Here is a 13,844-nt window from a genome sequence, read left to right as displayed (position 1 = left end):
TTTCCGGAGTCGCCCATCTCCGGAACGACCATCGCGGCAGGACGACTCACGAGTTACGGCAGATAGTACGCTACTATCTGCCGTAAATCCTTAGCGCCGGATTTCGAGAATCTGCTCCCCGACCCCCGATTTGTGAGCAAGCAACATTTCAGCGCCTCGGACCTGATTGCACTCGGTTACACACCTGATCGGTTGACCTCGGTGTTCGGTGAGCCGGATTCTTTTGACGGGGAGCCTCGTTGGGACAGAGAGACTGTCGAGGCGATCGAGCGCGATGTGTTGGCACCTGCTGTACGCGTCCTGTGGGATGCGTTCGCTCCGGAGTGGAATATCCGTCTCAGAATGCATGGCGCTGCGGTGCCGTTGGGGTGGCCGCAGATGGAACAAATGTTGGCGCGGGTGACGATGCGCGCAAAAGCGGAGAGCCATGGGGCGCAAGCTTCCTAAATCCCCAGCACCACTGAGCGACTAGTTACCTCTTCCGTCTCGTGGCGCTGTTGTGCAGCTCCGCTCTTCCGGAGTCGGGAGATGTGTTGATGGCTGTAGCCGAGCTGCCGAGCGGTTTCTCCGACGGACGATTCGGCTACGACCTGAGCGACGATGCGGGAGCGGATGGTCGACACCGTGAACTGTAGAGCCGCTGCTTGTTCGAGGACTTCAGCGGCGATGAGCGCGGCGGCGACTTTGCCGCCATAGGCATCTGCCCAGTCCGACCTACTGGTGGTTGCCGCAACGAAAGCCTCCTGGTCCGCGAGCGCGGAGGCCACCGCATCAGGGGCGATGTTGTGCGCTTCGAACACTGGGGTCAGCCGGGTGATCATCTCTGGGGATCTGTGTCCGGAAAGTACCGTGCCCCAATCCTGTTCGGAATCTGACATGGGAACGACCCTACACACAGCAACCCTGTCCGCCCTTCAGTCCGCTGCGCCATGCCGGCCGATTACGCGTTGCTGCTTCCATGTCCGGCGACCTAGGTTGGGTGGGCATTCGGGGTGAGGTCGGCGGTGTGTCAGATCATCGCGGGATCACAGGCCGGGTGTTAGGCGGAATGTATCGCGGCCGTCTCACCGCGTTGAGATGTGTGTGCCCAATGCCCTCAGAGCCGCCGAACAACTCCTCAGCGCGTCGGCTGTTTAGAAACGTACTGATCAGCTGCCACAATTCGTCGGCATACACAGGCGCTTCCGGACCTACCAAACGGAGCAGAACTACGAATGCCTCGTCGTCGTCGAGTGCGGCCACGACGCCGTGCGAAGCGATCACCTCCGCGGCCTCGGGGTACGCCCCGCTCAGTGTTTCCAGCCCGTTCAGAAAATCCTCGAGGTACCTGTCCGGGCGCATGTCGCCATCCTTCCACCGTTGTCCCCTGTCGGGTCCCGATCCCCGGCCGCCACATTCCCCTGCGGCATGACCGCCCCTGGCCGCCGCCGATATGTGAGCCGCACCTCTACCAAAAATAGAAGCTCAGCGTTATATTGTTTACGTGGCACCGGCCACCACGGATTTGGGAGGCGGGTCGGTTTCATGCAGTGCGATGTGGTCCTCCTCGCCGAGGTGGACGAGTGGTTCCTAACCTTGGACGAGTCCGATGTCGCGGCCGTGACCGCAGCCATCGACTACTTGGAAGCCGAAGGGCCGACGCTGGGACGCCCCACCGTAGACAAGGTCAAAGGCTCAAAGATCCACAACATGAAGGAGTTACGGCCATCCGGAACTTCCATCCGGATCTTGTTTGTATTCGATCCTCAGCGGCAAGCGATCTTGCTGGTCGCGGGAGACAAGGCCGGCGAGTGGAAGCAGTGGTACACCGACAACATCCCGATAGCGGAGGACCGCTACGAGCTCTGGATCGAAAAGCTAGAGAACAGTTAAAAACTCAGGAGGTGCGAGACATGGCTCGGAATTGGCGTGAAGTACGGGCGGACGCCGCACAGCGGATCGACGAGCAGGCCGTCAGCAACGCCCGGAAAACGATGCAGGAAGAGGTTCGGGCCCACCGTCTCGTCGAGGTCCGCCGCGAACAGGTGACCCGCCAAGAGGATTTGGCCGACCTGATGGGGATTTCCCAACCTCGGGTCTCACAGATCGAGCGGGGCGACCTCCGCAACACACAGCTCGGAACTCTGGAGTCCTACGTCGAAGCCCTCGGCGGCCATCTTCGGGTCGTCGCAGACTTTGGCGATCGCTCGGTGACGCTGAGCTGAGAAGACGCCAGTCGCGAAGTCCACCTGAATCGCGCGTCCGTCAATCGGTCGTTTCTCGGACACGAAGCGGAGCTCCCCGATCATGCGAAGCGACCAGGCACAGGGGTGTCCCAAAAACGTGTCCCATTGCTTTTGTCCCGAAACCTCGCTTGTCGGTGAGTTCTGCAACACTGTGCCCTTGTGAGCGACTTTTTGGGCTACGCGAGGGTTTCGACCACCGACCAGAACCCGGAATTACAGCTGGACGCATTGAATGCGGCTGGCTGTTTCCGCGTCTGGACCGACAAGGCCTCAGGAGCGAAGACGGATCGCCCTGTCAATGGCCACGAAGTTCTCCCCGTAGGCGGCCAGTAGTTCTCCCCGCTGGTGGCCACGGGTTCTCCCCGGTGGCGGCCAGTTGTTTTTCCCCACCCGCTTTCTGATTGGGGTTAGCTGAAGGGCTTCACCCCCTTGCCGGTGGTGGCTTCGGTGAGGCGGAAGGAGTCGCCGTCGGTGACGACGACGTGCGCATGGTGCAGGAGCCGGTCAACGGTGGCGGTGGCCAATGTTTTGGGCATGATCTCGTCGAAGCCGCAGGGGTGCAGGTTGCTCGAGACGGCAATCGCTCGGCGTTCGTAGGCAGCGTCGACGAGGCGATAGAATCCTTCGGCGGCGTCTTCAGAGACCGGGAGCAGACCGATGTCGTCGACGATGATCAGGTCGGAGCGGATGATCCTCGTCAGGGCTCGGGCGATGGAGTCGTCGGCACGGTGCCGGCGGACCAGGGCACCGAGGTCTTCGATGGTGAACCAAGACACCGCCAGCCCAGCTTCGACTGCGGCCTGCCCGAGTGCCTCGGTGAAGTGAGACTTGCCAGTTCCCGAAGGCCCGCAGACGCAGAAACATTCACGCCGCCCGACCCACTCCAGGGTGCGGAGCGCGTCCTGGGTGGCGCGGGGAATCGACAATTTCGTTTCGTCCCAGTCGCCGAAGGTCTTGCCGGTAGGGAAACCCGCGCGTTTGCGGCGAGTGTGCAGGTTCGCCCGGTCCCGGCCGGCGGCTTCCTCAGCGAGGAGAACCCGCACGACTTCGGCGGGGTCCCAGCGTTGGGCTTTCGCGGTCGGGATGATATCGCTCAAGGACCTGCGGATATGGGGCAGTTTCAGGCGTTTAGTCAGGTCGATCGCCTCGGCCAACGGGTCGCCGTTAGCGCTGGTAACAGTGCGCAAAGGGGTGCTCATCAGGCGTCATCGCTTTCATCGTCAGTAGTGGCTGGGCTGGCCGGCGCTGGTGTCTGGCCGAAGGTGGACCAGGCGGCGGTGCCCGGTTGCAGAGTGTGGTTCTCGCTGCGACGGACCGGATCAGCGTGTTCGTGGGTGACTTGGTAGTCGAGGATCGAGATCAGGTCCCGATCGGCGAACCGGCCGGTCATCGCCGCCGTCCCCAACGCTCTGTCGACTGCGTCCGGGGAGTGCAGCTTCGAAAGGTCCACGGCCTCGGCCATCTTCGCCCTGATGCGGCGCGCTCCCGCGGCGGCAGCCTCGACCAGCCAGCTGTTGGCACCCTGGCCCAACTGTAGGAAGGCGAGCTCGGCGGCGGTACGAGGCTTGGGCACCCGGTCGGCGGCGTCGCGGTCTGGGCGGGGTGGGTAGTGGTCGTTGTCGAGGACCGGTGAACCGGGTTGGCCGCGGCGGTGCCGCGCGACTTCGACTGCACCGCCATCATTGTCGACGGCGGTCACGATCAGCTCCTCACCATGGAAGCGGGCCCAGACCCGAGTGTCGATCAACGTGTGCGGCACCGAATACCGCACCCCTTCCACCGAGATCGTCGACTCCCAGTTCACCCGCCGGGTAGTGCCGAACACCGCGGTGAACGGAGATTTCGGCAGCGGATGCAGCCGCTGCAACTCTTCGGCCAGCCGCTCGACCGGCCGCCGCCGAGTAGAGCTGTGGACGCGGGTGTTGACGTCGGTGCAGAACTGCCGGCAAGCCGACTCGAGCTCACCGAAAGAGTGATACTGCTCGCGCAGGTTCACCTCCTTCGGCAACAGGTCGGCTTTGGCGATCCGCACCGTCGCCTCACTTCCTCCCTTCGACTCCGGATCAGCAGGTAAACACGTCCGCAGCGTCGTGCCGTAATGCCGTGCCACCTCCACGATCTCCGGATTGCGGACCGCGATCCCGGCCACGTGATCGATCGTCGCGGTCTTCTCGTTGTCGGTGAGGACATAGACCGGAACCCCGCCCAAGCGGCGGAATGTCGCATCCAAACACGCCGCCACCGTCGGCAATGTCTTGTCCCAGATCGGGATCACCACCCGAAATCGCGACCACGCCAACCATGCGCAGAACAACGTCGTCTTCCGGCCGGAAATCGTTGGCCCGTCACCGAAGTCGTACTGTAACCACAGCCCAGGTTCGGTTACCCACGGCCGATACACTCGCCGCCGACCAGCCCGAAACTGGGCCTTCGCCTCCGCGACCGTCCGGCGCGTGGTCCGCTCACCGCCGGTGAACCCCAGCGCGACGATCCGTTCGTGGATGACATCCGCGCGGACCTTGCCCTGCGAGCGGACCACCAACTCCTCGATCTTCGGCAGAAAGTCGTCGATCGCCCGCGCTCGATGCCGCCGGCGGTCCGGCGGCTGCCCCGCAGCGCGCATCTGCACATACCGGGCCACCGTGTGGTGATCACACCCAGCCAGCTCCGCCGCCGCCCGATAACTACCCGTGAGGTCGTACGCCTCCAAAATTTCCATGATCTCCCTGCTCGATTTCATCCACCCAGCGTTGCCGGGACCGAATCTGACTCACAGCAGGTGGGGAACTATCTGGCCGTACGCGGGGAGAAACCATGGCCACAAAATGCGCCATAAATGGCCGCCAGTGGGGAGCTTACGATGGCCGTCGACATCGCCCCGAGCTGGCGGCCTTGATGGACGCCCTGCGTCCAGGTGACACGCTCGTCGTATGGAGGCTCGACCGACTGGGACGCTCGCTGCCGCACCTGATCGAGACCGTCACCGAACTCGAAGCGCGAGGGGTGGCGTTCAAATCCTTGACCGAAGAGATCAATACGACCACCCCGGGCGGCAAGCTGATCTTCCACATCTTCGGTGCCCTAGCGGAATTCGAACGCAACCTCATCCGTGAACGCACGATGGCCGGACTGTCGGCGGCGCGTGATCGCGGCAGAGTCGGAGGCCGGCCGTCCTCGCTGACGGCTGCGAAGAAGCGGCAGGCGAAAAAGATGCGCGGCGATGGCGTACCCATGACCGAAATCGCGGAAGTGTTGAACATCGCACGCAGCACCCTGTGTCAGTTTCAGAAGTCGGCTGCACGATTTCAGAAGTCTCCTGCAACTCTGAGTTCTTATGCCCACGTTAGGTTGCATCCGATGAGCGCCGCGATCCCTGACTGGTTAGCGCAGTGATGGTGTGGTTTTCCGTCAAGCCTTACTGGCCTTCGTTGAACTGCGGGTCTGGCGTCGTGGCCGGCCACGTACGACTATTGTCGCGCGAAGTGCTCGATCCGACACTTGTGGCATGGGCGGCGAGAAAGTTGTCGACGATGCGGATGCAGTCGTCGGTGTGGATGTGACGCAGTCCTGTAAGGCGAGCGAACACTATCGGTCCGAGGAGCTGAATGAGGGCGAAGGTGGTGTCGAGCTCGCCGAGCACATCGCGGGCGTCAGGGGCCGTCAGGATCTGATCCAGGGACTTGCGGTATTGCTCTATGACACGTGCCCGAAGTGAGACCACCGCGCCAGGATCGAGATCGCGCCGACTGGCGTCGCCGCTGTTGACGGGTCCCATTGCCAGCCACGCCAGCGTGGTCATCTGCACCGGAGCTTGGTCGATGAGGTCGGCTTGGGTGGTGAGCAACGAAATCAGACGTTCGCGTAGCGGACCGGTATCGATATCGGTGTCGACTGGGGGTAGTAGTCGCTCGAAGGTTGCCGCGAGCAGGTCGGTGGTACTTCCGAAGTGTCGGTACAGCGTGGCACGCGCAACCTTCGACATGCGGGTGACCGCCTCCACGGTGACCGCCTCGACACCGCCGGTGGACAGCAGCTGACCGGCAGCTTCGAGTAACCGGTTACGTGAGCGCGCCAGCCGGGGATCGGCCGGGCCCTCGGCTGCAACGAGAGGGTCGACCATGAACGGGCTCCGCTCCATTTGACTGACAAAATATCTCCTCGCATGACCATTCTGTCACACCCACAGAGTTATGATACTAATAGTCTCGTACCGAGACGACCGGTCTCGAACTGGGAGGCTGGCCATGAACGAACGTGGATCCGACTCTGCCGGCGTCGCTCGATGGAGCGGCGCCCAGTGGTGGATGTTGATTGTGTCGTGCATGGCGGTCGCGTTGGTGGTGGCCGCAATGGCGGCATTGTATTCAGCGTTGCCACAGATCGCGGTCGCGACAGGGGCGACGCAAGCTCAACTTACCTGGATAGTCGACGGTTATACGTTGGTATTGGCGTGCTTCGTTCTGCCTGCCGGTGCGATCGGTGATCGTTACGGTCGCCGGGGGGTGCTCGTGGCGGGGTTGGCGTTGTTCGCTTTCGCGTCGGCATTGCCCTTGTTTCTTGCTGACCCGGCGTGGCTGATCGCTGCTCGCGCGTTGGCTGGGGCGGGTGCGGCGCTGGTCATGCCCTCGACGCTGTCGATACTGACCGCGGGATTTCCACCGGCGCATCGCGGTCGCGCTGTAGGGGTGTGGGCCGGGGTTGCTGGATCCGGGGCGGTCCTGGGCATCCTCGGGGCTGGAGTGCTGCTCGAGCAGTGGTCGTGGACCTCGGTGTTCGTCGGGTTGACCGTCGCCGGAGCGGTTCTGGCCGGGTTGGCATGCAGTATCGCGGAGTCCCGCCAGCAGGAGCATCCACCGGTCGATTGGGTGGGCGCTGTGACCGTAGTTGTGGCAGTCGGGGCGATCGTCTTCGCTGTGATCGAGGTTCCGGCCCGTGGCTGGTCGGATTCGCTCGTCGCCATCAGCACTGCGGTGGGCTTGTTCGCAGTTGTGGTGTTCGTCGTCGTAGAACTACGTTCCTCGGCACCGCTACTCGATGTCCGGTTGTTCGCCCGCCGTGGTTTCGGTGCCGGCGCGCTGTCTGTCTGTATCCAATTTCTGGTGACCTTCGGGGTGTTCTTGCTGTTGGTGCAGTATCTGCAGTTGATTCTCGGTTATGGACCGCTCACCGCCGCGTTGGCGTTGACCCCTATGGTCGTGCCGCTCATCGTGATCTCGGTGATTGCACCCTGGCTGTCGAACATTGTTGGGCTGCGGGTGATGACCACTGTAGGTCTGCTCACCATCGCGGCGGGACTGGTGATGGTGAGCAGACTGACCGTCGCTGCGACTTACCCTGACCTGCTGTGGCCCCTGCTCATCATGAGCGCGGGTTTGGGGTTGTGTACCGCCCCTGCGACTTTCGCCATCGTCTCGGACACTCCTGAGGCCAAGCACGGGGTGGCTGCCGCGGTCAACGACGCAGCTCGCGAAATCGGTGCCGCGATTGGGATTGCGGTAGCCGGTAGCGTGCTCGCGGCCGGTTACGTTCAGCACATTCAGCCGGCTCTGCCCCAGCTACCCGAGCCTGCCCGTGGTCCGGTGGCCGATTCTCTGGCCGCCGCGTTGCAGGTCGCCGACCGCGCAGGACCAGCTGGTCAGCCGCTGGCCGAGTTCGCCAGAGCCGCATTCGTACACGGAAGTGGTCAGGCGACGCTGTCGTTGGCGGCGCTGACCGCCGCTGGGGCACTCGTCCTCGCCGTCTTTGCGCCAGGTAGACGCAGCCGTACGACAGCCACCGCGGGTGACGGACGTCGGTGAAGGTCGGCCAGGGTGTCTATTCTTCGGTGTGATTCGTGTCTGTGGCCCGGAGTTGGGCTCGGGCTTGGGACTGCATGAAGTGTTCGACCTCGACCACCACGAACAGGGCAGTAGCGGTGGCTACCGAGCGGCCCTGCGCATCGTCCATCGTGGCCGTGAGATCCAGTTTGCGCCCATCACGAGACCGAACGGCAGCACGCAATACGTATGGAGTGCCGAGCAGAACCGGCGCTAGGTAGTCGAGCTCGAGACGCCGCGTCACGGCGAGCTCACCCACTGTGTAGAGCAGGAAGCCGAACAGATCGTCGAGAACGGTCGCCACCGCGCCGCCGTGTGCTATCCCGGGTGCCCCGACATGACGTTGATCGAACACATGGTGAGCCACCACGCCGTTCTCGTCACGCTGGACCGACAGGGCATGGCCGTGCGGGTTCTGCGGCCCACAACCAAGACAGTCGGGGTGGTGGGGCGGTAGATCAGGCGAATCGAAACTCGTGCTCCAGAACGAGCGCGCCCAGTTCTCGATAGCGGGGCCGGCCGACCCGCTGACCTCGTCTGGAATTCTTTTCATGGTCGGACCTCTCTGTCGTGAAAACATTGTGCCGAGTCTGTCGCGTCTTCGTGCGCTCGGCCTGCACCGCTGTTAGTTTCGAAAGATAAACTGCACTATGTCAGAAGTGAACCGCACTAAAGGATCGACCAAGCCGACATAGCTTTAAAGAGAGAAGTGATCTGCCGCGAGGATTTCGGACCTGGAGATGACTATTCTGAGGCCGCGTTTGCGGACTGCCCGTAACTGAGTTCTTGTCTAGGGAACATTCCAGCCACCACGAAGGGCATCTCGCGAATGCAACTATCTCACACCCGACCTGCCTCGGCCGAATGCTTCGACGACCCCAATCTCTGCCGCTCCGCGGCGGCAGGCGAGGCCCGCGCGCCTCGCATCAAGATGACCGCGCTCTGAGGTCGATTTGTTGCGCCCAACGCTTGAAGGAGCGCGTCCAGCGCGATGTCCTCGTTATCGAATATCAAGATTGCATGGAGGTCGTCGCGGAGTGCGCAGCGGGCGCAGAAACGGGATCGGTAGCGTTCGCCTTTCGTGGTTGCAGGCGTTCGCAGCGCAGGTCGAGCGCGATGCCGGGCGCACTCTTGGCGTTGATCGCGGAGTTGAACCGTCAGATCGGCGACCTCGAAGCCGAACTGACCCGCCATTTTGAAACACACCCGGACGCTGACACGCAACGCCGCCATCTACCTCTCCCTGCCAGGAATCGGTGTCATCCTCGCCGCCCGGGGCTCGGTGAATTCAGCGACGACGTCGACCGCTACACCAACGCCAAGTCTCGCAAGAATTACGCCGGTACGTCACCCCTGACAGTTGCGTCGGGCAAGAAGCGGGCCGTACTGGCTCGACATATCCGCAACCGGCGGCTCTACGATGCCATCGACCGGTGGGCGTTCTGCGCCCTCAGCCAGAGTCCGGCCGCTCGCGCGTTCTACGAACAACACCGTGCTACCGGAGACCTCCACCACCAAGCGCTCCGCGCACTCGCCAACAGACTTGTCGGGCTCCTGCACGGGTGCGTACGCCACTGCACCGAATACGACGAACACACCGCTTGGGCACACCGCACCGCGCAACAACCCGACGCAGCTTGACAAGTTACAATTATTGGATATCTAGGGTGATTCAGTCCATTTTGTGGCGGGACGCGAAACCGGGATGGCTGAATGGCAGACTGCGTGAGAAGGCCACGCCTACGGTTGCGGCCGCGCCGTCGATGATTCCCCACGTCGTCTCTGATAGGTGTGCGGCGAAGAACGTATCATCCACCCCTTGCTCACGACCGTTGTCGATCCACCACTGAGTCGCAGATAGACCAGAACCCAGAATGGACGCCACGGCCAAGGGAATGACCGAAGTATCTGCGTGAACACGCTGAAGACTTTCAGTGAACCGATCGGCGACGACCTCCATCACCGACCTCAGTTCGTCAGCAACTCCGCCATTTCCCGATCCGGAGTACTGAAACAAGTGATTCGCCATAAGGAATCTGACGACAGTGGGATACTGCCCGACGAGCGCGACGTAGCTCTGGACGGACGAGCGAACCATGTCGTCAACCGAAAGATAATCTTGGTCGGCGAGAATAGTGACTTTCGCCGAATCCCACATCAACGCACCGAGTTTCGCCGCCACCGCCGCGTTCAAGCCCGCTTTGTCGCCAAAGTAGCGATACAGCTTTGGTTTAGATACACGGGCCTCCGCAGCGATGTCGTCCATGCTGACGCCTGCACCATACCGTTCGATGATCCGTATGGTCGCGTCGACCAGCTGCGCGCGTACCTCGACTCTATGCTCATCCCAGCGGGTGCTACGGGCATCGGCCACTCGACGCTGCACCTGAGATGGAGTAAATGAAACGCGGCGGACGAATGACATTATGGGGTTAACAATACCCTGAAGGGTCCTCTCAAGCGAGTCGGGCTGGAGAGCCGTTCGCTGAAACCTCTCGGTTCGCTCGCAGCGGTTCGGCACCCTCCCTCAAGCAGCCGATCGTCCGCCGGATCGCACCGTGTCGATCACATACACCGGCGGCACGACCGGAAAGCCGAAGGGAGCCATCGGAGGCTTCGGCAATGTTCACGATGACGCAGATTCAACTCTCCGGAGTGAGAATGACCGGGTTCCCCAAATTCTCGATGTGCACCCCGCTGTCGCATGCTGGGGCCGCGTTCTTCGTGCCGACCCTGACGAAAGGCGGCCCGATGATGGTGCTGCCGAAGTTTTATCCGCCGAGGTGCTGCGCACCATCGACGCAAAAAAGATCACCGTGGCGATGCCATCGATGCTGTACGCCTCGATGGACCCCTCCCAACTCGGACACGCGCGGCCTGTCGACGATCGTGGCCGTCTCACGAGCTCATGTGTGTCCGGTCGACGGTTCAAAAGCCATCGCCTACCGTGGCTGCGTCCAATCGGGCCGCTGCTTCGTTGAAATAGTTTGGTGCCTCCATGTTGATCATGTGACCGATCTGTGGCAACGCCACGAACTCATGCAACCGGCGGCGCTGCTGCAGTCGGTCGGCGAGATCAATGGAATGAACCGCGGGTGTCAACTTGTCGGCCGAGCCCACGATCACGGTCGTCGGAACCGTAAGTGAGTCGATTCCTTTGCTCACATCGATGGTGGCCAGGACCCTGCCCCACATTCCCCGAACCGCAGGGGGGCACCGCAGTACTATGTCGGAACACTCAGCCACAACGTCTGCTGGCGCGTGTGGACCCATCGTCCCGTATTTCACCAACCGTCGGTTGAAGCGAGTGTCAAGCATCTCCGGTCCCGCGGTGGCGAGCCCGGCTGCGAATGCCCGCTCCAGTGAGGCGCGGAATCGACGTGGCGACCCAATTAGCGTCGATTTACTCACCAACTGCGAGGGGCCGGTACTCGCCAAGACGGCACCACGGGATAAGACGGGCACCGACTCCGGGTGCTCGGCAGCCCAACCCATGATGGACATCCCGCCCATACTATGACCGGTCACCAATGCCTTACGATTAGACGTGACGACAGCGCGCAAGACAGCCTCGAGATCGTCGCCGAGCACCGACGAAGAGAAGGGCGCGCGACCCCGGTCGCTCCAGCCATGCCCTCGTTGGTCGTACACCACCACACGGTGTGTGGTGGCGAAGTGCTCGATCTGAGGTCTCCAGAACCGACCTTGGCAAGCCCACCCGTGGCTGAACACCAGCAGCGGCGCATCATCACCGAGCCCGTACTCCTCGACAAACAGCCTCGTGCCGTCACTGGAGAGAACCTCCCGCGACCGCCGCGACAATAGGCCAGCTTTCGAGGAGTCAGAGGTCATCGAAACTCACCGTCACAGCGTCGGTGAGCGGAAGTGCCTGGCACGCGAGTCGCTCGCCGTCCTCAATGTCGTCGTCTACGAGGATGTTGTTCTGCACCATCTCGACATCGCCATCGATGAGCTTGCACACACACGCGCTGCATGCGCCCTCTCGGCACGAGTACGGTGCATTGTGCCCTCGCGAGAGCAGCACATCGAGCAGAGGCGTGTTACGTGGCCACTCCGTGGTGATGCACTCTCCGTTCAGGTAAACCGTGGCCGTAGCTACACCCTCGTCGTCACTGAGTCGACGCAGTGTTGCGGTGTCGAACGGGTCACCCGTCAGCGACTGGAATACCTCTCGATGTACATCCGAATGATCCACTCCGCATGCGGCGGCAGAGCTTTCCACAAGATCCATGAAAGGGGAAGGCCCGCAGGTGAAAATTGCCGATCCCTTGTGTTCACGAATAATCTTTTCTACAGCCTCTGATGTGGGAATCCCGTTCTCCGACTCAAGCCAGTCAACCAAAGTGAACCGCTCGGCGAATTCAGATCTAATCTGCTCAAGCCGGCACTCGTACATGATCGAATCGGAGTCACGGTTTGCGTAGAACAGGACAACTTCCCCACTGCCCGACACCAGAGCCGACTGCACCAGCGACAGAACCGGAGTGATGCCGCTTCCGCCAGCGAAGAAGAGCAAGTCGACGTCGAGGCTCTTAGCGGTAAACTTTCCCGATGGCGTGAGGACGGTCACCTCCATGCCGATGGAAACGTTGTCACACAACCAGTTCGACGCATACCCCCCAGCGGTGCGCTTCACCCCGATCTCGAGGCGGAAGTCATCGACATGAGGCGAACTGCTCAGCGAGTAGCATCGTGCGACGTGGCCCGTCTGGTCGGACGGGATCTTCAACGTAATGAACTGCCCGGGTAGATGCTTGAAATCGTCGACGATCTCGTCAGGCACTTCGAAGGCGATGCTCACGGAGTCCTTGGTCTCCTGCACGACCTCCGACACGGTCAGCGTTCGCGATCGCGCGGTGGTGCCCGGCCGATTCTCCTGTTCGAGGGTCATTTGATGATCCCCCGCTTACGAGCCAAGGCGTAGCCCGCGCGTGTGACAGGCGCAGAGATGTCCTGGTAGCGCGGACCGACAACGCGTGCGACAAAGTCGAAGCCACGTGCGTCTGCGCCGATCAGCACTCGGGGCTTCTTCTTGTCCATTCCCTTGAGGATGGCGCACGCAGCTTTCTCCGGAGTGGTCCTGGCGATGTTGTTGAACATCGAGGCAATGGTGGCGGTATCTGCCCCCATATCGGATACACCACGAGCGTTGTTGACGATATTAGTCTTGACGCCGCCGGGGTGAACGCATGTCACCGTGACCGGATGCCGACTGATTTTCATCTCTTGCCGAAGCGCTTCGGTGAAGCCACGCACACCGAACTTCGCGGCGTTGTAAGCGCTTTGACTGGGGATCCCGACCAGACCGAAGACGCTGGAGGTGTTTACCAGATGACCATCACCAGAGGCGATCAGATAAGGCAGGAACGCCTTGGTCCCGTTGACGACACCACCGAAGTTGATGCCCATCAGCCAGTCGAAATCCTCCCAGGACATGTCGACAACGTCGGCGCCGAGGGCGACGCCGGCATTGTTGAACACCATGTTGACGCGCCCGAAAGACGACTGCACGCTCTCTGCGTAAACCTGGAACGCAGCACGATCTGCCACGTCCAACACCGCGGTCTCCACGGTCGCACGATGCGCGGTACGGCACATGTCCGCCGTCTCCTCGAGATGCACTTCGTCGACGTCGGACAAGGCAAGGCTGGCCCCGCGTTCGGCCAGTTGGAGGGCAAGGGACCGACCGATCCCTGAGGCGGCTCCCGTGACGACTGCGACCTGGGTCGCGTAATTGCCTGCTGTCGAACTACTCACTGTCGGATACTCACTTCTCGATGAC

Annotated in this window: 15 protein-coding genes and 2 pseudogenes; 8 read left to right on the top strand and 9 right to left on the bottom strand. The window is 62.0% G+C overall.

Annotated features, from left to right (window positions below; all coding sequences use genetic code 11):
- Positions 1 to 132: 132 nt before the first annotated feature.
- Entirely contained in the window at positions 133 to 447 is a 315-nt protein-coding gene (locus J1M87_RS13195; RefSeq protein WP_206489923.1) for a hypothetical protein, read from the top strand.
- Here J1M87_RS13195 and J1M87_RS13190 read toward each other — a convergent pair.
- On the bottom strand, positions 444 to 878 hold the full coding sequence (locus J1M87_RS13190) for a hypothetical protein (protein WP_206489922.1): 435 nt from the start codon (positions 876 to 878) through the stop codon (positions 444 to 446). The two genes, J1M87_RS13195 and J1M87_RS13190, sit on opposite strands and share 4 nt — an antisense overlap.
- Positions 879 to 1,524: 646 nt before the next feature.
- On the opposite strand from J1M87_RS13190, the gene J1M87_RS13185 reads away from it, so the two are divergent.
- The 3 genes and pseudogenes from J1M87_RS13185 to J1M87_RS13175 all read left to right on the top strand — a co-directional run.
- The gene (locus J1M87_RS13185) at positions 1,525 to 1,872 is read left to right on the top strand and encodes a type II toxin-antitoxin system RelE/ParE family toxin (RefSeq protein ID WP_206489921.1); all 348 of its coding nucleotides are present in this window, start codon (positions 1,525 to 1,527) and stop codon (positions 1,870 to 1,872) included.
- Between the two features lie 20 nt (positions 1,873 to 1,892).
- Positions 1,893 to 2,204 (top strand): helix-turn-helix transcriptional regulator, encoded by a 312-nt coding sequence (locus J1M87_RS13180; RefSeq protein WP_206489920.1) that lies wholly within the window; start codon positions 1,893 to 1,895, stop codon positions 2,202 to 2,204.
- Between the two features lie 180 nt (positions 2,205 to 2,384).
- Positions 2,385 to 2,519, top strand: a pseudogene (locus J1M87_RS13175) (recombinase family protein); the annotation flags it as partial.
- Between the two features lie 113 nt (positions 2,520 to 2,632).
- Here J1M87_RS13175 and istB read toward each other — a convergent pair.
- Complete coding sequence (istB, locus tag J1M87_RS13170) at positions 2,633 to 3,424, bottom strand: IS21-like element IS1415 family helper ATPase IstB (protein WP_042927001.1); 792 nt, start codon at positions 3,422 to 3,424, stop codon at positions 2,633 to 2,635.
- Positions 3,424 to 4,965, bottom strand: a complete 1,542-nt coding sequence (istA, locus tag J1M87_RS13165) for an IS21-like element IS1415 family transposase (RefSeq protein ID WP_030538069.1) — start codon at positions 4,963 to 4,965, stop codon at positions 3,424 to 3,426. The genes istB and istA overlap by 1 nt, the downstream gene beginning before the upstream one ends.
- A 74-nt stretch (positions 4,966 to 5,039) precedes the next feature.
- On the opposite strand from istA, the gene J1M87_RS29010 reads away from it, so the two are divergent.
- Positions 5,040 to 5,618 carry a recombinase family protein gene (locus tag J1M87_RS29010; protein ID WP_206489919.1) on the top strand — a complete coding sequence of 193 codons (579 nt, stop codon included), beginning with the start codon at positions 5,040 to 5,042 and terminating at the stop codon, positions 5,616 to 5,618.
- Between the two features lie 22 nt (positions 5,619 to 5,640).
- Here the strand turns inward: J1M87_RS29010 and J1M87_RS13155 are convergent, their stop codons facing one another.
- Positions 5,641 to 6,345, bottom strand: a complete 705-nt coding sequence (locus J1M87_RS13155) for a TetR/AcrR family transcriptional regulator (protein ID WP_054827583.1) — start codon at positions 6,343 to 6,345, stop codon at positions 5,641 to 5,643.
- Positions 6,346 to 6,469: 124 nt separating this feature from the next.
- On the opposite strand from J1M87_RS13155, the gene J1M87_RS13150 reads away from it, so the two are divergent.
- Positions 6,470 to 8,023, top strand: a complete 1,554-nt coding sequence (locus J1M87_RS13150) for an MFS transporter (protein WP_206489918.1) — start codon at positions 6,470 to 6,472, stop codon at positions 8,021 to 8,023.
- 16 nt (positions 8,024 to 8,039) lie between these two features.
- Here the strand turns inward: J1M87_RS13150 and J1M87_RS13145 are convergent, their stop codons facing one another.
- A complete protein-coding gene (locus J1M87_RS13145; RefSeq protein ID WP_027498237.1) occupies positions 8,040 to 8,594 on the bottom strand; it encodes a PaaI family thioesterase in 555 nt (184 codons plus the stop codon).
- Between the two features lie 572 nt (positions 8,595 to 9,166).
- Between J1M87_RS13145 and J1M87_RS13140 the strand changes: the two are divergent.
- Positions 9,167 to 9,682, top strand: a pseudogene (locus tag J1M87_RS13140) (transposase); the annotation flags it as partial.
- A 31-nt stretch (positions 9,683 to 9,713) separates the two neighbouring features.
- Here the strand turns inward: J1M87_RS13140 and J1M87_RS13135 are convergent.
- Entirely contained in the window at positions 9,714 to 10,466 is a 753-nt protein-coding gene (locus J1M87_RS13135; protein ID WP_068052725.1) for a TetR/AcrR family transcriptional regulator, read from the bottom strand.
- Between the two features lie 133 nt (positions 10,467 to 10,599).
- On the opposite strand from J1M87_RS13135, the gene J1M87_RS28625 reads away from it, so the two are divergent.
- Positions 10,600 to 11,022, top strand: coding sequence for a hypothetical protein (locus tag J1M87_RS28625; protein ID WP_374222385.1), 423 nt, complete (start codon positions 10,600 to 10,602; stop codon positions 11,020 to 11,022).
- Here the strand turns inward: J1M87_RS28625 and J1M87_RS13130 are convergent.
- The 3 genes from J1M87_RS13130 to J1M87_RS13120 are packed head-to-tail and all read right to left on the bottom strand — an operon-like array spanning position 10,970 to position 13,819.
- Positions 10,970 to 11,893, bottom strand: a complete 924-nt coding sequence (locus J1M87_RS13130) for an alpha/beta fold hydrolase (RefSeq protein ID WP_027498239.1) — start codon at positions 11,891 to 11,893, stop codon at positions 10,970 to 10,972. The two genes, J1M87_RS28625 and J1M87_RS13130, sit on opposite strands and share 53 nt — an antisense overlap.
- On the bottom strand, positions 11,883 to 12,953 hold the full coding sequence (locus J1M87_RS13125) for a ferredoxin--NADP reductase (RefSeq protein ID WP_115304719.1): 1,071 nt from the start codon (positions 12,951 to 12,953) through the stop codon (positions 11,883 to 11,885). Before J1M87_RS13125 ends, J1M87_RS13130 begins: the two co-directional genes overlap by 11 nt.
- On the bottom strand, positions 12,950 to 13,819 hold the full coding sequence (locus J1M87_RS13120; RefSeq protein ID WP_027498241.1) for an SDR family oxidoreductase: 870 nt from the start codon (positions 13,817 to 13,819) through the stop codon (positions 12,950 to 12,952). Before J1M87_RS13120 ends, J1M87_RS13125 begins: the two co-directional genes overlap by 4 nt.
- Positions 13,820 to 13,844 lie beyond the last annotated feature (25 nt).

Origin of the sequence: Rhodococcus sp. KRD162, from assembly GCF_017168335.1 — a bacterium.
Lineage (GTDB): Bacteria > Actinomycetota > Actinomycetes > Mycobacteriales > Mycobacteriaceae > Rhodococcoides.
This window is presented reverse-complemented; position numbering and strand designations above follow the sequence as displayed.